Source organism: Nostoc sp. PCC 7107 (genome assembly GCF_000316625.1).
GTDB lineage: Bacteria > Cyanobacteriota > Cyanobacteriia > Cyanobacteriales > Nostocaceae > Nostoc_B.
Window position 1 is genome coordinate 5486026 of record NC_019676.1, and the last position, 19606, is coordinate 5505631.

The following is a 19606-nucleotide window of genomic DNA, read 5'->3' on the forward strand; positions in this document are numbered from 1 at the left end:
TTTTAACTAAATATGGGCAATCTAGTAAATGTAGGTGCTAATTAGCAAAAAATATGTCCTTATGGCGACTATATTATCATATCGTTTGGGCAACAAAACAACGTCTACCTCTAATTATGCCTAATAAAGAATCTGAAATTCATAATTATATTATTGGTAAATCAGACGCTTTAAATTGTATTGTTCATGGGATAGGTGGTATGGAAGACCATATTCATTTAGTTGTGTCTATTCCTCCAACAATTGCAATTGCCGATTTTGTTAAAAAAAATTAAAGGCAGTAGTTCTTATTATTTCAATCATAATATTTCCGCTACTTCGGATAAATTTTCTTGGCAGGAAGGATATGGGGTTTTCTCTTTAGGTAGTAAGCAACTTGAGCAGGCTGTTAATTATGTTAAAAATCAAAAAATACATCATTCACAAGGAACAACAAATTCTTATTTGGAAAATATTTAAATTAATGGATAGTCAGATTGATAGCCAGATAGCCAGGGATTAAAAATCCCTGTCTGATAGCTAAAGTCCTCTGGAAGAGGACTGATTAATTAATTTAAGTAATCGTCTAAAGACGATTTGAGCTATTAGACGGGGGTTTTAACCTCCGCAATTAAATTAAGTTATGCAACCAAATATTAAATGATAAGTAAAACAATATCTCTAACCTCAGCCGAAGTGCGATCGCGCCTCATCGAAGCCTTACAACTCGACCTTATAGGCCCCACCTCCGACGATATTGACCACGCAGAAGAAATTCTCGACCAAGCACCATCAAAGTGGTATCTTACAGGTTTCCTTGTTCCGCATGGCGCACCCATCGAACAGCGTGGAGATGATACGGCTGATGATGATTTAGACCAATTACAAAGGGGTAGCGCGGGTGAGGATGAAACTGTCCCAGACAAGCCATTCGCCAAGAAAGCTTTTTTCCCTTCGTCGATGGGTTTAAGTTTTCTGGTTGCTGAAAACGCCAGTCAACTTAATCTCACAGTGCAATGGGGTGATTACTTCCCAATAAAAGATAATACTGCTGCACAATCTCAAGATGATTCTGGTGCGGAAGAAATTGTCTCACCCCTACAACTAGAAACTACAAACCCCCAAGAAGAATCAAATAACAGTTTATTGGGATGCTGGAAGCGGATTCCACGCCAAGCCCAAATCACTGTTCCTCTAATGGGCGATCGCAATCCCGAACAATTAGAACTGGGTTTAGGTTTAAATACTCCTAAACAATTAAAATTACCGCTTAATCAAAACCAATCTACAAAAACTATTCCCATAGCTGATAGCAACGGTTTACAACTCGTCGTCTCCATCCGTCCTGTAACTTCCAAAGAACTTGTACCTGCTGGAACTCGTTCCGTTTCTGTATTTCTAGTCAATAATCGCCTCTCCACCTCAGATAAACAGCGCGATATTAGCTATATTTTTCAGGCCAGTTTAATCATCCATACCCCAGAAGCATTAGTACCCCGTCCCAATTTACGCGGACGAGATAATCATGATTGGGATGAAAACGTCGCTGATTTACAATACCGCGATGATTATGAATATGCGGTAGGTCATAACGTTTCTGCGATCGCACTCACCAATCCCGATGGTAGCTGTCAGGAAATACGTACCGCATGGATACCTACGGCTGATGTGGAAAAGGTGATAGCTACGGAAGAGGAACTAAAAGATGTTGAATTGAGAATGGAAGCTTTAGCTGATGCACCCACACCAGCAGCATTACAAAATATGCTGAGTCCAATGGTGGATGCTTACGCTGATTGGATTAAGGAACAACGCACAAAATGTCCCACCGAACCCAAACGGTTAAATGTCGCCCTAGATTTACTCCGCCGTGCGGAAATTGCTAACAAGCGTATCGACGCTGGTATCAAAGCGTTAAATGACCCACAAATATTTGAAGCTTTCTGCATTGCTAATCGCGCCATTGCTACAGCCATTCGTCAGCGTACTACTCATGGTAAAACTATCACGCCTGAAATAGTAGCACCACCAAAATGGCGACCTTTCCAGTTAGCATTTTTACTGATGAACTTGGCAGGGATAGCTTACCCCGAAAATGGTGATCGTGAATTAGTCGATTTGCTATTCTTCCCCACAGGTGGCGGTAAAACCGAAGCTTACTTAGGACTCGCAGCTTTTACCCTCGTCTTACGACGGCTGCGTTATCCCAGTATTAAATCGGCTGGTTTAAGCGTCCTCATGCGCTATACCCTGCGTCTTTTAACTCTCGACCAACTCGGACGGGCGGCGACGATGATTTGCGCTTTAGAATTGGAACGCCAGAAAAACCCGCAGAAGTTAGGAACTTGGCCGTTTGAAATTGGGCTATGGGTAGGACAAGCCGCAACACCCAACCGCATGGGTAAAAAGGGAGATAACGACGAAAACAGTGCTAGAGAACGTACTCGTGCTTTTCAAAATAACGATTGCAATCCCTCACCCATTCCTTTAGAAAATTGTCCTTGGTGTGGGACAAAATTTAACCGCAACTCATTCCAATTACAGCCGAATCCCGACCAGCCAACTAATTTACAAGTATTTTGTGCTAACCGTCGCTGTAATTTCCGTGGTGACAAGCCTTTACCAATAGTCGCCGTAGATGAGCCACTATACCGCCGTCTACCTTGTTTTATTATCTCTACAGTAGATAAATTCGCCAGCCTGCCTTGGGTAGGAGAAACTGGTGCATTATTTGGACGAGTAGACCGCTACGACAATGATGGTTTTTACGGCCCCACTCAACTAAATCGCGGTAAACCCCTTGGCGGCTATTTACCACCACCAGACCTAATTATCCAAGACGAATTACATTTAATTTCCGGCCCCTTGGGAACAATGGTAGGACTATACGAAACAGCCATTGATGCTTTGTGTAGCCAAGAGATAGACGGTAAAACAATTCGTCCGAAAATAGTTGCTTCCACTGCGACAGTCCGCCGCGCCAGCAAACAAATTCAAGCTTTATTCGGCCGCAGCGAAGTTGATATATTTCCACCACCAGGGCCAGACAGACGTGATTCATTCTTTGCTAAAACCGTCCCCGCTACAGTCAAAAATGCTCGTACCTATGTAGGAATTGCTGCTCAAGGACGCAGTTTAAAGGTAGTGTTATTGCGTAGCTATTTAGCACTGTTAGGCGCAGCCCAAAAGCACTGGCTAGAACAAGGAGGAAAGAAGAATAGTGATAACCCAGCCGACCCTTACATGACGCTATTAGGTTACTTTAACTCCCTACGTGAACTAGGTGGTAGTCGGCGCATTGTAGAAGATGAAGTCAAATCTCGTCTATTACGTTACAGCCAGCATCAGCGAGTTGACGAAACTTCAGGGTTATTTGCTGACCGGAAAATTGATGATGAACCAGAAGAACTAACCTCCCGTGTCAGCACTAGCGACGTTGCAGATACTAAACGGCGAATGGAATTAACCTTTGATCAAGAGGACAAGGTTGATGTAGTTTTAGCAACTAATATGATTTCCGTAGGTTTGGATATTACCCGCTTGGGTTTAATGGTAGTTCTCGGTCAACCCAAGACAGCCGCCGAATATATCCAAGCTACCAGCCGTGTAGGACGGGATGAGGAACGACCGGGTTTAGTAGTCACGTTATTGAACATTCATCGTCCACGCGATCGCTCTCATTATGAACGCTTTTTTGCTTGGCATTCAACATTTTACCGAGCAGTAGAAGCTACCAGCGTAACGCCCTTTTCTCCCCGCGCTATTGACCGAGGTATTGCCGCCATTACCGTTGCTTTGGCTCGTCTAGGACATCCTGGGATGACAGCACCAACTCGCGCTTTCGATATTACCCAACATCGTCAAGAATTAGAGTTTGTTGTGGAAACCATTGCACAAAGGGCAGAAATGCACGATAAGGAACTGGATGCAAATGAAGCCGAAGCACTCCGCCATAAAGTGAAAAATCAAGTCATAGATTTACTTGATGATTGGACAAGTATCGCCAATGGAAAAATTAGCCTGCAATATCAACGGGAAGTAGGCGAAGCACCACCACTAATATTTGACCCCCTCGACCCTGAATTAAGGAATCAACCACAAAAAGCACAAAGGTTTAAAGCACAGCGAAGTTTGCGTGATGTCGAACCAACAGTCAATCTCTGGGTAATTAATCCTTACGGACATGAGGTAGAGGAGAAAGGAAAATGAGCAAATCTAATAAAAAAATTCCCCCAGCCGGACAAGTGCGCCAAAGTCAAATCCTTTCTACCTTTGGGCCTGGGGCAATGGTAGACTTACCCGAACATTCCGTGTTAATTGCTGGTTTAAATCACTGGCGTGGCGACAGAAGGCGTATCTTTGAAGACCGATTAGCAACTAGAGTTGCTGAAATTTTAGAAGTCAACAATATTAAGCTGTATGCGCCGCCAGTTGACGAACAAGACCCCAAAGCTCCCCGCACGGGAATTAATGCTTTCATGTTTCCCACTTGGTTTTTAGCCCAAGTCAAGGAAACTTGGGAAGACACCAAAACCAAAAAAACATTCCGCACTCGCCCTCTGTTACCTTGGGGTAATTTGGTTAGTGGTAAATATCTGAGTGCTGAGAAAAAGTCTATACCAGTTGTACCCGTCCGTTTTGTGCAAGCCTGCGTTAAAGGTCATATCAGCGATATTGACTGGTATCGTTTCGTACATAATGACCCTGAAAATAAATGCCGAGGTCAGCTATGGTTAGACGAAGGTGGTTCAGGTAACGACTTCGCGGAAATTTACGTGCGTTGCGAAGCCTGTAAAAAACGCCGTCCCCTTGCTGATGCAACAGTTCGCAACGGTAAAGTCTTAGGCCCATGTCAGGGACATCGCCCTTGGCTTGGTTCTTTTGCCCAAGAACCTTACTGTATTCGGGAATCAACAGGTCTACCAGAGTACAACCGCTTATTAGTTAGGTCTGCCAGTAACGCCTATTTTTCGCAAATTCTCAGCGTTATTTCCCTTCCTGACCTAGATGCAGGTTTACGAGATGCAGTGAATTTAGTTTACGAAGATTTTCTGCAATATTCAGAAAGCGTCAGCGATGTGAAAAAGGAGCGCAAAAAACAAAAGGTAACTGTAGCTTTAGAACAATTTAGTGATGAAGCCGTCTGGGAAGAAGTACAACGGCGACAAAGTGGGCAAGGAAAACCACATAAAAGCATTAAGCAAGTGGAAATAGAGACATTGCTTTCTAGCTCCCTTGAAGTTGGGGAAGATGTCCCAGACAAAGATTTTTATGGTAGGTCGCGTAGTTTGGACAACTTACAGCCTGCGTTTACCTCCTGCATTGAACGAATTGTTTTAGTACATCGTTTACGTGAAGTAATTGCCCAGGTGGGTTTTACTCGCTTTGAAGCGGAAATGCCAGATATCGATGGCGAACTTGATATCAGCGTCAGGCGTGCTTTGCTGGATATTGAAACTACTTGGGTTCCTGCAATTGAGAATAAAGGCGAGGGTGTATTTATTGCTTTCCGTCAGGAAGCTATTGAAGATTGGTTAAAACGAGAAGCCGTTAAAAAACGGGGAAGAGAATTATCAAGAGGTTTTGATATCTGGTGTGCGCGTAAAGGTATCGACCAGGAAAAAGAAAAAGTTAAGTTTCCTGGCTTGCCGTATATTATGCTGCATTCTCTATCACATTTATTAATTGTGGCTGTATCGTTAGAATGCGGCTATGCGGCTAGTTCCATCCGTGAACGCATCTATGCTGGTGAATCTGGTTATGGGATTCTTTTATACACTGGCTCAACTGGCTCAGAAGGGACTTTAGGCGGACTGGTAGAAGTTGGTAAACGCATTGAACACCATTTAGAAGTAGCCCTAGAGCAAGGAAGATTATGTTCCAATGACCCAGTATGCGCTCAACATCGCCCAGATAATGAGCAAGAGGAGCGTTTTCTGCACGGTTCGGCTTGTCACGGATGCTTGCTAATTGCAGAAACATCCTGCGAACGCCGCAATGAATTTCTTGACCGCGCCTTGGTTGTCTCTACAGTTGAAGGTTTAGGAGCAGAGTTTTTCCCAGAATAAACACAATGGCTTTTTTGCAACTGAGCCGTCCAACTTTACTGAAACTAGCAACAGCATTAGAAAACGGCAGGCTATCCCCTCCCTTTCTCGTATCGGCAATCATTAACTACGTACCCGCAACTTTAAGTCAAACAGTAATTGATGAACTTAATCATCTTACTGGTCAAGGCGTAAAATGTAGCCATATTGCTTATACGCTCCGCCTATTGGCAGCAGAAAGAAGTGCATCTCAACAAATACGCGATCGCATTGAGTTAGTATGGACTGGCCCAGAGGTGACTGGTTCTCAAAGCCGTGATACTAGCGTTGTTGTCCGCGAACTTTTTAGTAACGCGAAAAAAACTGTTCTAATCTCCAGCTTTGCCATTGATAAAGGCGAGAAAGCAAAAAAATTATTCCAGGTACTTGCAGGACGTATGGATGCTAACCCGGAACTATATGTACAAATGTTTCTTAACATCCAACGTCCACATCACAGCGAAGTAGCAGAGTCAGTATTATTGAGGGAATTTGCACACACCTTTCGCTGCGATATCTGGGTAGGGGAGAGATTACCAGAAGTCTATTATGATGTGCGATCGCTGGCAGTGGATGTTAAGCAAAAATCATCTCTCCATGCCAAGTGCATTGTTGTAGATGAGGAATCTGTGCTGATCACATCAGCTAATTTTACAGAAGCCGCCCAGGAACGCAATATTGAAGCAGGTGTTTTGCTCACTGACTCAGCAACAGCCCAAGCGTTGCGCTTGCAGTTTGACAGTTTGGTGTCTCACAAAATCCTGCGTCCTATTCCTGGGATTTGATTGTTTATGCGATCGCTTACAGTGTAAGCCCATCGCACTTAAACTATATCAGCCTGAGAAACAACATTCCCTTCACCTTCATCTGGCAGATATTCCAATAGTTCCCCAGGTTGACAATTCAAAGCTTTGCAAATGCCATTCAATCGTTCCGGTGCTAATCTTGGCATTTCATCAACCTTACGCAATCTATAAATTGAGTTTTCAGTTATACCAAGTATCATAGCTAAATCCTTATTTTTAACCCGCTTTCGCGCCATCACTTCATTTAATTTCCAGCGAATCACTTGATTCTCAGACATAGACTACATCACCAGTTTAGTCGCTGCTAGATGTAGATTTATCTACTCTTCAGTATTCTATTTAACAAGTAGATATATAACACTCTAAGTTTTATTAATCTACACTTGACGCAAGTCTACGTGTCGCGTAGATTAAATGGTAGACAAAACAAATGCGATCGCCCTCCGGGAAGAGACTGCGATCGCATTTTGTACAACCCCATTGATGAGGTTATTCACATGATTACACAAGAGCCATTTGATGACCAAACTTTGACGCAATCAGAGTTGGAAGGATATGTTGACCAGATAACTGACCCAACACCACCAGAAATAGAAATTGACTCTGTGATCGATGTTTTTGGAGAACTTTATCGAGTTTGGAACGGTTGGCAACTACTAGGCACTTTTTATGAAAATTTGGAGGGTAAATGGATAGCGCAGCCTTGTAATACGGATGAAAGACCTTGTTGTGACACAGCTTTGCAAGCGCAGTTGCTAATCATAGCTGTTAATGGCTTGCTAGTAGCAGATGCAGCGTAAAACATTTGATAGATAAATTTTTCATCACATAGAGACGTGGTTCATTCCTCCGTCTCTTTTTTACTGGCTTCACCTACCAATATGCAAGGTGCGATCGCATCTTTAAAAACAAGTTAAATTTTAATACCTGCATCTTATAAAGATATATCGCAGTTGTTTGTAACAGCCATCATCAATTATACTCTTGCTCTTGGTCGCTGGCTAATCTGGAGCCTCATACGATTGTATAAATTAACTTGAGGATCGGAATGGCTAATTGAAGCAACTAAGGCATAACGTTGCATTTCTACTTCATCTGGACTTGCCCATTTACGGTTACAGCTAACAACCAGAGTCATGTTTCCTTGATCATATTTTGTGGACTGAGGAAAGATTTTTACTTGTCCCCTTTGTACTGTTCCTTTCTTCCGCAGGTTAGAACCTGGAGATAAATCAACCGAGATGCCAGATCCATGTTTTTCCTTTAAATTATCGAGCGTGATTTCCGTGAACTTATTAGGCGCATTTGCTTTGTCAGCATCTACATAAGCACTTACAATACTTTCCCTATCAATTCCCTTGAAAAGGTTAAATTCCATCGTGACTCCCAAATATGAGTCTCCACGAGTAGGACGAGTTGGTGGATCAAATGCCAAGGTGATTGATAGTAAGCGAGTACCTTTTACTTCAAAAAATTCAGGCGGTAATTGGGGAATTTCATAAATATGAAACTTGCCTACAGGAATTAAAATATTGTCTTCTGATAAAACAACGTAATTCTCAGCAGAATACATTGCACGTTCTAAATCACTCTGTCCATAACCATAGATCGCTAATTGGTTCTCAATTTGCTTTGTCTTTTGACTCTGAGATTGCTTACTATTACATTGAAATTCAGGTGGAATTTCCTTGGGAAGAAGTGCAGAGTTAACAATAAGCGCCCGAATCAAATTAGAACTGGCTTTTGGATATTTTGTAAAAAGTTGAGCGGCTAGGTTAGCAACACGAGGCGCAGCAAAACTAGTACCACTACAGATATGAAACAAAGAACTGTTGAAATCTTTGGATAGAGTTAGAACAGAAACACCAGCTACACTATCTGGCAATACATTGACTTTAGGTAGACCTAGACTTTCTCGATAACTCAGGTCTAACACTAAATCTCCACCAAAGTCCACAACATCAGGTTTAATCATTCCATCTACGCCAAAGCCAGTTCTGGTAAATGGAGAAGGGTATCCTGATAATTTTGCGATCGCCTGACGACGAACATCAGAAGGTTCTGTAATACTACCGCGACCAAATGACAAAGAACCTACGGTCAATGCAATTGCTGAAGTTGCTGGGTCAATAATTCGAGCGCTCTTGTTTAGCAGATAATTTGGGTAGTCAGTTCGTAGTTGCTCATGTGACTTTGCCTCTTCATAGAAAGCATTACCGGCTGAAATTACAAACAAGATGTTTTTATGTTGGTATTGATAAGCAATTTCATCTATCTTTGCAGCAAGCCGAAACTGCTTTAGACCATCTCGGTAAATTTGTTCATCATTACCTAGCGAGATATTTATGACTTTGCAATTAGGATACTGCTCAACAAAAGTGCAAATGGCTTCATCAAGTTGAGTTTCTAAAAGAAGATCCTCATCATATTTGTTATTCTCATCTGTTACACGAGCAGAAAATAACCAAGCTTTTGGATCGAATGAACGCTGTTGAATGCAGTTCTCAACATTTCCATAAATAGCAATTCCAGCGACACTTGTACCATGTCCATGTACATCGTCAGGGCCACCTTGTATGACTTTCCGTTTTTCATCTGGAAATACTTCAGCCTCACCCAGTACTGGAGCAATTAACGGATGACCACGCGGTACACCAGAGTCTATAACAAGAATGCCACAATTATCTTCAGGTGGAGGAACAACTTCGGGAAAACTAGAAATAGGCAGATTATAATCACTAGTTGTTTCAAATCCAGGTTGGGGAGGGCGGTCAATTTCCTTGACCATTTCCTCCAGCAGCAATAGTTCTAAAACTTCATGAGTGACTTTAATCCGAGCAATACATAGATATTCACCTATATATCTATCACTCATTCTCATAGGAGCAATACTAGTGGATAATTCCTCTAGGACTTGGGCAATCTTATTCAAGTAATTTTGCATCTCTTTATGATCGCCTGTGTGCCAAAGTTCCAAATCTAAAGCTGCAAGTTCAACTGGCTGTACACGCTTGAGTTCTAACAAACGACCAATGCGATCCTGTGGTTCTAGGGGAACTAGCTCATCAATTGCCCCTAAGTATTCATATTTGGGGCCGTCTTGAATTTGGCTGTAATTCTCTAACCGCTTCCTGAATTCAGTTAGCTCCTTGTCAGACGCAAAGACAACAATAGCTTTATCGGGTTCACGTGCTAAGAAATTTAACCCTGTTTTAGTCAAATCGTCTTCTGAAAGATAGCCTTCTTTAGCAACTTTGATTTTAAAAATTAATTTTGGATCAAGACGGAAAGGGCTGATTTTTTCCTTAACAGGCTGAGTCAGGCTAGAAATTTGACCTAATAGCTGCTTACCATGTGCGCTGACATCACGTTTTATACTATGAGGAGGTCTACCAGGTCGCCGAGGTAATTCAATTGTTATCCGAGGTAATTGTAGGTGTTCAAACTGACTACCCATCGTGATTAGACGTAAATAGTTATCTTGAGTTTGCTATTATACTTTGTCTTGCGACAAAACGGCCTATAGCTACTTCTAAATCATCAGCAGTCAAGGTACGTTCACCTCTTAGAATCACGGCTTTAATAGCATCAGAACATATACGCTCTATATCTGCTCCAGTAGCATTCTCAAGCCGAGCAGCAAAGGCAGACAAATTAATAGCAGGATAACGGATAGCAGATAAATAACGACTGAAAAGAGCCGTCCGCAGTTCAACCGACGGGTTATCAAAAAAAATCACTTCATCAAATCGTCGCCAAACAGCACTGTCCAGGAGTTTCTCGTGATTAGTGGCGGCGACAAATATACTTTGATTAGTTGCGTTATCGATGAGTTGTAGCAGGCTATTCACCAACCGTTTTACTTCACCATGTTCATTTAAATTATCCCGATCGCGGGCGATCGCATCAAACTCATCGAACAAAACAAGCCATTCACCCTGTTCAATGTAGGTAAAAATTTTCTGAAGATTCGTTGCTGTTTCACCTAAAAAAGAAGAAAATACTGCCGTTAGGTTCACGTAAACAAGCGGCATACCTAGTACGCTAGAGAGAACTTTTGCGGTTTGGGTTTTACCACAGCCAGGTGGCCCGCAGAATAGTAATTTGTTTTTGGGCTTGAGATTGTAAGCAGCGAGTATGTCTTGCTTACGGTTTTCGAGGACAATTTCTTGCAGAATATCAAAAATTGTTTCGCTGAGGACAATGTGATCCCAGGTTAGATCGAATTGTTTTACCTCAAGTAAAGCCAGCCCAGTATCCTTGTCTTTGGGCAGTTCAGGAAACTGGCTCCAAGGGCTAGGGTTAGCAGCTAGGGGTTTTGTGTATCCATTCCCATTTTGAAGCAGTTTTTCCAGATCCCTAGCAAGCAATATATGATTTTTATTTCTTTCTTCTTCAATTAGTTCTTTAGCAGCAGCTAAAAACTCTTCTCTCTCATTGCGAGAGAAGCTTCTGAAGAGTTTTCTGAGAATTTCGCCGCGTGCCATATTTTATAACCGAAACCGGATACTCGGTGTACCCTAATTGTATAGTACATTTGCACTATCAAAGTGAAGAATGCAAAAAGCTATTTACCATAGCACTGAAATATTACACTTGGCAGGAATCATTCCTCAAGTTATATAGCTAAGACCTACTTTTACACTGGGTAAATGGGTTGCTTTACACTATAGCTATTATTCTCAACTAACTGAATAGGGAGTGCCTCGACACCATTTTTGACCACTACTAAAATTCCGTAACAAAGCTGTTCACAGTCGAATATATTCTAGCCTTCTGCCCACTCCAGTAAATCACATCTTAATACCACCTACAGACAACAAATATAGCCAAAATTCTTCAAACTTTTCATTGCTCTTGGAAAAAGGTAATCACGCAGAAATTTCTCATCGTGAGCGGGATGTATCGCCTTTAGCCATGCTTCTGACGCTTCGCCATTGTTGCAAACGGCAGGAAACAGTGAGGACATTCGCCTTGTACCCACTCTGCGGGAATCGGGAAAGAAGTTTCACAGTTAGTACATTTGGTTAGTAGGCGTAAATTGTGGCGATCGCATTTCATCACATCCTTAAACTGCCACTCTATTCGATGACAAGGTACTTCTGCATAGCAAGCAGCGCATAATCTAATTGGTCGGGGCTTCATTGTCACTCCCTTGGGTGGTAACATCTCGGCTAATCTATCCGCATTGACTCTTACCACAGATGTCAAAGCCTCCAACTCCTGTCTAGTGGGAAACGGATTAAAGTACAACTTTTTCCAACGCGAAACAACTGCACCGAGTCCAGTTAATTTACCTAACTGGCTTGAGGTTAAATAATTTTCTCGGCGAAAGCGACCTAAGAAATGGCTTAAGCTTTCGCCTTCCAGGGGTTCTACTTCAAAAATATGAGGTTCTTCCGCACCAATTTCCATTATTCAAACCAATCCAAAACTTCAGTCAAAGTTTCTTTATCAATATTCTTCAATCCTTTTCTCAACGCTAAGATTGAAGCTCTTCTCAATACCCGATCCACCAAACCAATTTTGCCACCTGTTTTTCGACGCAGAGGTTCTAAAGTTTCACTTCTTGTAAGATTAGATGGGAGTGGTAGACACAGAACTTCTTCTTCCCAAATTTTTACTAACTCTGTAAATTTTTTTTCTGATTCCACCAAAGGTAACTTATAACATTCGATAAATCTGTCATGAATGTAAGGTTCCCTCTTAATTAGATTGTCTAAACCGTCTGTGCCTACAAGAACAATGGAAATTCTCAACAAGTCATAAATTCGAGCAATTTCACTAAAAGTATTTAATTTCAGGAAATTTGCTTCATCAATAATCAGCATTTCAACCTTAGATTCCTTGAGTAGTCTTTGTACTCGCCTTCTGAGGTCAGTTAGTTTTCCCGAAGTTGCATCATATTTCAAACTTTCCAGAATCAGAACCAATAACTCACCCGATGAGCAATCTCCTGGAACTTGCATATACAAAACAGGTACGATATCTCTTTTACCTCCTCTTTTTTGCGGCTTATTTAATAGTCTATACACATCACAAGTCACAGATTTACCTGCTCGTGGAGGTGCAACAATTCGACCACATTGTTTAGAAAGACGCAAACCATCTAACCAATCATGAATTTTTTGTATATGCTCTAATTCCACAACACTAGGACTAAGGAGACGTTCAATTTCTGGCTGTAATTCTTCTGGAATGGGTTCATCTCCCCATAAATTCTGTACCCATCTCTGCCAATAATCATCTTTCATGATTCTGATTGTTGTCGAAAATTAATAACGTTTTAACGTCTGAATATGTTTAATAAAATCCTGTAAATTCAATGAAATCTACTCATCATAATCTTGACGAAGTTGCTCATAGTTAAAGATTCTGGGTTTTCGAGTTACAGGTTTTGGTGTTTCTTGTAAATTTTCTAGTGGTTCTGTCTCGCTCAGATTGATGGGTTCATACACAGCATGAACTTGAGCTTGTTCTTCTTTCTTGCGTTCCTTTTGGCTCTTTTTCTTTTGCTTGATGAAAGTATCACGGTCGTGTATCTCTGCCAAAATTGATTTATTACTGAGTGTTTTACCAACAGAGCGAACTTTTCGACTAGCGGCTTTAGCCTCTTCTAGAGATAATTGCTCAGTTTCCCAATCCAGCGCATGAGCAGCAGACAGAAACACTTCCTTACCTTTATCTATTCGGTAAACCCAAACAGTTGTAATATCTCTAGGGTCATACCTGAGTACAATATTTTCCCCTGCGTAAGCCGCCAGGTAGTCACCACGATACATGATATTTTCAAAGCTGAGATACCCGCCTTTGTAAATGCTGCGCCGAGTCTTTTTCATCAAACAGATATCTAATTCCCGCTCCTTAACCATTTTTGGTAGAGCAGGTAGTCCCGCTTCCCATCGTTGAAACCTTGTTTGGTCTTTTGTCCGTGCATCAAGACGCTGATTGTAGTTGTCAACAATGTAGCGAACTAACAGTAGGTGCAATTCCCGTAAGGTTAAGCAAGCTTCTTCCTCTGCTGTCTTAGAACGTTCCTGAATATTGGAACCTAAATAGCCATAGAAACCAGAGAGAAATTCTGTATTAATCGTGCCGAAGCTACGTTCTTCAATACCACCCTCGCTAGGGCGATCGCGTAAATGGCACTCAAAGCCTAATTGAAAACCAATCTGTTTCAAGTGTTCAGAGCGAAAATCTCTACCACCGTCAGTAAAAAGATTTTCGGGTACGCCATAAGTTCCCCAGTCGCTAATAAGTTTATATTCTGCACTATATTGCTTTGGCAAAATAGCATGACGTGAAGCAAGAGCAACAACTTGAGAGCTAGGTGCATCAAAGCCCACATGAATACCCATAATGCAGCGAGAATAACTGTCTGTAATCTTTGTGAACCAAGGTCTAGCCAATGGTTCACCATACTGATCAACCAACATGACATCTAACTTTGTATGGTCGCACTGCCAAACATGGTTGCTGTAACGCACATCTAATGTTTGTCCATCACGAGTTTTATGAGAGACTCGTGACCCTCGCCATCCAATATTTCTCTGTTTCTGTTTCCGCTCTTGACGCTCAATGATAGGGTTGAGAACCCTATAAACTGTCATGTGGCTAGGAAATTTCTGTAAGCCTAACTGTTCTGCTCTGACTTGTACTCTCATCGCCACTTGAGCAGGAGTCATTTTTTTGCTACCCTTATTCCCTTCTTTAAAGGTGTTAACAATAAATTTTTGCCACTCAGGGTCTATCCGATAACTACCTTTATCATTTCTTTGAGTCTCAACAATTGCAGATAAACCGTCTTGTTGATATTTTTTGACTAGACGCTGAACTGTTCGTACAGTCTTGCCCAGTTTCTCTGCTGCTACTCTTAACTTCTCACCATAGGTTTTGCGATCGCATGGCTCAAGTAGACCTTGGATCACATCCATTTTGAGTTTTGCCTCAGCCGATAATTCCGTGAAAATTACGTTTGTTTCTTCTAGTTCATCATCCTGAATTTCATCTACATCATCGTTGTTTTCAACAGGCAGAGATTCGTCGTCTTGCTTGACGATGGGCATTTCATCCATAGGAAAACTTGATTCATACTCAAAACAGTAATCACAATCTCGCTATTGTGCGAGAACATCCAAACTTCCTAAAGCAGTTGACCCCTCAATGGACGCGGCAACTTTTCGGTATAAGGATGTATTATTTAGTGCAAATGTACTAAATAAAATTATAATACCACTATTCAAGCTAAAAAGCGACAGCTAATTTGTTATGAAACTAGAAAATTTTAGAAAACGTAAAATTTTAAAAGACGACGTTTATTTTGTTATTATTTAAATCAACGACAAGTAAAGTGTTAAATAAACTACTAACCCATTACATAATAAAAAACGTTGTAAACACTCATGTAGCAACATTTTTGATAGTTTTATATTTGACGACATTATTTTGTTAAGACGACAAATAATTAGTTATTCAACAACTTAAATTTATCTGCATTTAATTGAGGTTGATACTTGTTGAATATCTCATGGAAGTATAACTAAACTAAAAAAATATGATAGCAATATTTGCTGTGATTCCCAGCCAAGAGTGCAAAGCTAAATTGGTAGAGTAATCACAAACTTCGTTCCCTGACCAGAAATTGACGAACAGAGGATGTGTCCATTATGTTTATCGACAATGATTTGGTAGCTAATCGCTAATCCTAGACCAGTTCCCTTACCCACAGGCTTAGTTGTAAAAGATGGCTCAAAAATTCTAGCTTGCACTTCCGGCGGCATACCTAAAGCATTATCTTCGATACAAATTGTGACTGTTTGTTGCTGATCATCGACTGATGTAGTAATTGTAATTGTGTATTGACAAGGAGCTATCTTCTGTTTTAAGGCGTTTTGATGCAGGTCATCAAAGGCATCAATAGCATTAGCAACAATATTCATAAACACCTGATTTAGTTGTCCGGGATAGCAAGTAATTGGGGGTAACTCACTGTATTGTGTAACAACGTCAATTTTAGGGCGATCACCTTGGTCTTTGAGACGATGCTTTAACAGCATGATGGTACTATCAAGTCCTTCGTGAATTTGAAACTTGACCTTAGATGAAATATCGGCACGAGCAAATGTTCTCAAAGATAAGCTGATGTCTTTTAGACGATCAATTCCCTGGTGCATGGATAACAGAAGTTTGGGTAAATCCTCAACTAGATACTCTAAGTCAATTTCTTCCATCAATTCTTCCAGTTCGGGATCTGCCTCTGATAACTTGTGCTGTTGCAGATTAACCAAACGAAACAGATCATTGACATATTGCTCAATATAAGAGCAGTTGCCACTAATAAAACCAATCGGGTTATTAATCTCATGACCTATACCCGCAACCAGCTGTCCCAGAGTAGACATTTTCTCACTCTGGATTAATTGCAATTGGGTTTGTTGTAACTGTTGTATGGAATGGGTTAATTCTGCGGTACGTTCTTGCACCCGTTGTTCCAATGTCCGCGTCAAATGGGAGATTTTTAGGTGTAACTTAAGTCGAGCAATGACTTCTTCTTGTTGAAAAGGTTTGGTAATGTAGTCAACTGCGCCAATTTCCAGTCCTTTCACTTTGTCTGTAGCATCAGACAAGGCAGTCATAAAAATGACAGGAATACTCTGAGTGATATCATTAGCTTTCAGCCTGCGACAAGTTTCAAATCCATCAAGACCTGGCATCATCACATCAAGGAGAATCAAATCGGGATGAGCGTATTCTGTTTGTTCGATCGCTGACTCGCCATCCGTAGCCATCAGTGCTTTCCAACCACATCCCTTAATTGCTTCCGATAGCACCTTCAGATTATTGGGATTATCATCCACCAATAATATGTGCATTGGTTTCAAAAGAGTTTGAGTGATCATTGATGTGACTCCGTGGTAACAAATGTTTTCAGGAACTTACGGATCTTTGTGGTTTGGAAATTGACAGTAAGTTTACCCAAGGTAGTCGCAAAAGGAGTGAACTGACTATCTTGCTTAATTAACTCTGTGATAATTGCCTCGATCGCAGGAATATCCCCCATCATTGCCAGATGATATAGTTGTTGCAAAATCTCCTGAGATGGCAAAATCAATTCACTATTCTGATCTATTGGCTCATTCTTGGCAGGTAACTGCTGAGATGGAGATTGGGCATAGATCCAGTCCACATTGAGGAGCGATCGCAGTGCATTTAATAATTCATCAACTTGCAAAGGTTTAGGTAAGAACGCTGTTGCGCCAGCCTCTAAACTTCGTTGCTGATTCTCCTCAAACACTCTAGCACTAGAGACAATAATCGGAATCAAACGAGTTTGAGGATTTTCTTGTAATTGCACCATTAGCTCAAAACCATCCATATTTGGCATCGCTAAATCCAGCACAATCATATCCGGCTGATGTTCAGTTGCCATCTGTAACCCCTGTTTGCCGTCGATTGCTTCTAAAGTTCGACAGCCAATTTTTTGTAGCAAACTACTCAACAAAGAAAGATGGTTGCGATCATCATCCACAATCAAAATTTTTGGCGTACGACCCCGAATCCCCATGATTTTCTGATCGCTGGCGGCAATAGTTCCCGTATTCCAGTCGTGGGAAACTGGCATTGGGACTGTTAAATCCAGCCAAAATAGACTACCCTCTCCCAAGCTACTTTGTACTTGAATTTGGCTACCCATTAATGTGGCAATTCTTTGACTGATGGCTAATCCTAAACCTGTCCCTTCAGATTTCCGTCCAGCTTCACCTACTTGCTCAAAGGCCAAAAAGATTTTCTCTAATTGGTCTGGTGACATCCCAATACCTGTATCTTCAATCTGGAAGCGAATCTTTTGATAGGTTACGTCTTTAGTCTCATTGGTCACTTGGGAAAACTCTTGCTCAATCACATCTACTTTAAATGTGACGCTACCACTGTCTGTAAATTTGATAGCGTTGCCCAGTAAGTTGATCAAAACTTGCCTTAGCCGCTTTTCATCTACTTGAATGACCACTGCTAAGGAATTGTCCATTAAGATGTTAAATCCAATTCCTTTTTGTTCGGCTCGAATACTGCAAATCTCAGTTACACTATGCAAAAAAGTGGGTAAATGTACATTAGTTGTCACTAATTCTAATTTACGAGCTTCAATTTTTGAGAGATCTAAAATGTCGTTGATCAACATCAGTAGGTGCGACCCACATTGATAAATAATACTGACTCCTTCCCGATTTTTCTCAGTCAAGTTTGGCGATAGTTCCAGCACTTGGGCAAAACCCAGAATGCCATTTAATGGTGTGCGTAACTCATGACTCATATTAGCCAAAAACTCACTCTTGGCTTCGTTAGCAGCGTCAGCAGCCTGTTTGGCCTCCAGCAGTTCATGAGTTCGCTCTTCAACTTTAAATTCAAGAGTTTTAGAATAATCGAGAAGTTGAGAGTTGGCAATTTCTAGTTGTCGATTCGCTTCTTCTAACTTTTGCTGTTTATAGGCATTAGTAGTAGCAATGACGCTACCAATAAATGCCGCTAATCCTGGTGTTAAAGGAATTAGAAGACCGTGGAGAAACATCCCGTAGCCACCACCCATCAAGGCACCACTGATGCCCACACTTGCCCATAAAATTTTCCCACCCGGAACTTTGCGCTGGGTATGCACACTTGCTAAAAACCAACTACCACCAGAACCGATCAAAGACCATGCAATAATCCAAAAAGATGCTACTGTTCCAGATACACCGTGCAGGTTGGCTTTGCCAGTTTTTGCACCTTGGACTATTTGATGGGCAATATTGGCATGAATAACAACCCCTGGTGTAGGTTTTTGGGCAGAAATTAAAGAAGAACTAAAAGGTGTGCTAAAAAAGTCATTGGTACTGGCAGCCGTTGACCCAATAAATACCATGCGATCGCGCATCATCTTGGATGGAATTTTGCCTGCCAAAACATCTCGCATAGCCACTGTACGAAACGCTGTTTCTGAACCATGCCATTTGAGCAAAATTTGATAACCACCAACATCAGCATCAGAATAACCCGCCTCTTGATTTTGGAGTGGTAGATAGATTTGCTTATTCAAGCGAAACTTCTGTTGCTTTTCGTCAACAGATTCTAAGGAGATTTTGTCAACTTCCAGGTACTTGAGGGCAACAAGAGTTGCCAGTCCCGCTTTAACCTTTCCCTCTTGTTTGGCATCAGTGGAGGTAAGTAAGGCACGACGCACATGGCGATCGCTATCTAAAACCAAATCGGCTAATCCTACTTGATCCAGTTTTTGCAACTCCGGTGGCGGATTAACACGCTCCCCAGTAATTTTCTCCACGCCAATTAAATTGGGAGTGTTACGAAAGATTTTGACAAGTTGTTCATATCCTTTGCCTTCGGGTAAATCTCGATAGATATCCAAACCAATGGCGCGGGGTTGTTGCGCTCGAATTTTTTCTAGTAATTGTGCTAGTGATAAATCTGGAATTGGCCATTTACCAACTGATTGGATATCGCGTTCATCAATTGTCACAATAACAATTTCGTCAGCGATGATATTTTGCGAACACCCAATGAGGGCGCGTGCTTCGCACGAACGCTGTCGCATCCATTCATCACGAAGTTTCCACTCCGGCAAATTAAAAAGTCCCAATGACTGCCCAACAATAACTGTGAGAGCGACACTGGGAGTAATAATTAAAACACTACGAGAGCGTTGGATGAAACCTTGGAATTTACGCCACATAATTTCGCCAG

12 protein-coding genes and 1 pseudogene are annotated in these 19606 nt (G+C 41.4%); 5 read left to right on the forward strand and 8 right to left on the reverse strand.

Going from position 1 to position 19606, the window contains the following annotated elements:
• Window positions 1-53 precede the first annotated feature (53 nt).
• From tnpA to drmC, 4 genes and pseudogenes are all read left to right on the forward strand, one after another.
• A pseudogene (gene tnpA / locus NOS7107_RS23490) lies at window positions 54-459 on the forward strand (IS200/IS605 family transposase).
• 180 nt (window positions 460-639) lie between these two features.
• Window positions 640-4188 (forward strand): DISARM system helicase DrmA, encoded by a 3549-nt coding sequence (gene drmA, locus NOS7107_RS23495; protein WP_015115431.1) that lies wholly within the window; start codon window positions 640-642, stop codon window positions 4186-4188.
• The gene (gene drmB / locus NOS7107_RS23500) at window positions 4185-6047 is read left to right on the forward strand and encodes a DUF1998 domain-containing protein (RefSeq protein WP_015115432.1); all 1863 of its coding nucleotides are present in this window, start codon (window positions 4185-4187) and stop codon (window positions 6045-6047) included. Before drmA ends, drmB begins: the two co-directional genes overlap by 4 nt.
• A 5-nt stretch (window positions 6048-6052) precedes the next feature.
• The gene (gene drmC, locus NOS7107_RS23505) at window positions 6053-6850 is read left to right on the forward strand and encodes a DISARM system phospholipase D-like protein DrmC (protein ID WP_015115433.1); all 798 of its coding nucleotides are present in this window, start codon (window positions 6053-6055) and stop codon (window positions 6848-6850) included.
• A gap of 38 nt (window positions 6851-6888) precedes the next feature.
• On the opposite strand, the gene NOS7107_RS23510 is transcribed toward drmC, so the two are convergent.
• Window positions 6889-7149 (reverse strand): helix-turn-helix transcriptional regulator, encoded by a 261-nt coding sequence (locus NOS7107_RS23510; RefSeq protein WP_011318165.1) that lies wholly within the window; start codon window positions 7147-7149, stop codon window positions 6889-6891.
• 120 nt (window positions 7150-7269) lie between these two features.
• Between NOS7107_RS23510 and NOS7107_RS23515 the strand changes: the two genes are divergently transcribed.
• On the forward strand, window positions 7270-7671 hold the full coding sequence (locus NOS7107_RS23515; protein ID WP_157374121.1) for a hypothetical protein: 402 nt from the start codon (window positions 7270-7272) through the stop codon (window positions 7669-7671).
• 176 nt (window positions 7672-7847) lie between these two features.
• On the opposite strand, the gene NOS7107_RS23520 is transcribed toward NOS7107_RS23515, so the two are convergent.
• The 7 genes from NOS7107_RS23520 to NOS7107_RS23550 form a co-directional block, all read right to left on the reverse strand.
• Window positions 7848-10328 carry a S8 family peptidase gene (locus tag NOS7107_RS23520; RefSeq protein WP_015115435.1) on the reverse strand — a complete coding sequence of 827 codons (2481 nt, stop codon included), beginning with the start codon at window positions 10326-10328 and terminating at the stop codon, window positions 7848-7850.
• A gap of 19 nt (window positions 10329-10347) precedes the next feature.
• Complete coding sequence (locus tag NOS7107_RS23525) at window positions 10348-11358, reverse strand: AAA family ATPase (RefSeq protein ID WP_015115436.1); 1011 nt, start codon at window positions 11356-11358, stop codon at window positions 10348-10350.
• A 424-nt stretch (window positions 11359-11782) separates the two neighbouring features.
• On the reverse strand, window positions 11783-12286 hold the full coding sequence (locus NOS7107_RS23530; protein WP_015115437.1) for a TniQ family protein: 504 nt from the start codon (window positions 12284-12286) through the stop codon (window positions 11783-11785).
• A complete protein-coding gene (locus tag NOS7107_RS23535; protein WP_015115438.1) occupies window positions 12286-13125 on the reverse strand; it encodes a TniB family NTP-binding protein in 840 nt (279 codons plus the stop codon). Before NOS7107_RS23535 ends, NOS7107_RS23530 begins: the two co-directional genes overlap by 1 nt.
• Window positions 13126-13203: 78 nt before the next feature.
• Entirely contained in the window at window positions 13204-14946 is a 1743-nt protein-coding gene (locus NOS7107_RS23540) for a Mu transposase C-terminal domain-containing protein (protein ID WP_015115439.1), read from the reverse strand.
• A 522-nt stretch (window positions 14947-15468) separates the two neighbouring features.
• A complete protein-coding gene (locus tag NOS7107_RS23545) occupies window positions 15469-16770 on the reverse strand; it encodes a response regulator (RefSeq protein ID WP_015115440.1) in 1302 nt (433 codons plus the stop codon).
• Entirely contained in the window at window positions 16767-19595 is a 2829-nt protein-coding gene (locus NOS7107_RS23550) for a CHASE2 domain-containing protein (protein WP_015115441.1), read from the reverse strand. Before NOS7107_RS23550 ends, NOS7107_RS23545 begins: the two co-directional genes overlap by 4 nt.
• Between the last annotated feature and the right edge of the window lie 11 nt (window positions 19596-19606).

What these genes read in the sequence shown, in the direction of transcription:
- drmA (WP_015115431.1), top strand. Translation starts at nt 640, where the DNA reads ATGATAAGTAAAACAATATCTCTAACCTCAGCCGAAGTGCGATCGCGC.
- drmB (WP_015115432.1), top strand. Translation starts at nt 4,185, where the DNA reads ATGAGCAAATCTAATAAAAAAATTCCCCCAGCCGGACAAGTGCGCCAA.
- drmC (WP_015115433.1), top strand. Translation starts at nt 6,053, where the DNA reads ATGGCTTTTTTGCAACTGAGCCGTCCAACTTTACTGAAACTAGCAACA.
- NOS7107_RS23510 (WP_011318165.1), bottom strand. Translation starts at nt 7,149, where the DNA reads ATGTCTGAGAATCAAGTGATTCGCTGGAAATTAAATGAAGTGATGGCG.
- NOS7107_RS23520 (WP_015115435.1), bottom strand. Translation starts at nt 10,328, where the DNA reads ATGGGTAGTCAGTTTGAACACCTACAATTACCTCGGATAACAATTGAA.
- NOS7107_RS23525 (WP_015115436.1), bottom strand. Translation starts at nt 11,358, where the DNA reads ATGGCACGCGGCGAAATTCTCAGAAAACTCTTCAGAAGCTTCTCTCGC.
- NOS7107_RS23530 (WP_015115437.1), bottom strand. Translation starts at nt 12,286, where the DNA reads ATGGAAATTGGTGCGGAAGAACCTCATATTTTTGAAGTAGAACCCCTG.
- NOS7107_RS23535 (WP_015115438.1), bottom strand. Translation starts at nt 13,125, where the DNA reads ATGAAAGATGATTATTGGCAGAGATGGGTACAGAATTTATGGGGAGAT.
- NOS7107_RS23540 (WP_015115439.1), bottom strand. Translation starts at nt 14,946, where the DNA reads ATGGATGAAATGCCCATCGTCAAGCAAGACGACGAATCTCTGCCTGTT.
- NOS7107_RS23545 (WP_015115440.1), bottom strand. Translation starts at nt 16,770, where the DNA reads ATGATCACTCAAACTCTTTTGAAACCAATGCACATATTATTGGTGGAT.
- NOS7107_RS23550 (WP_015115441.1), bottom strand. Translation starts at nt 19,595, where the DNA reads ATGTGGCGTAAATTCCAAGGTTTCATCCAACGCTCTCGTAGTGTTTTA.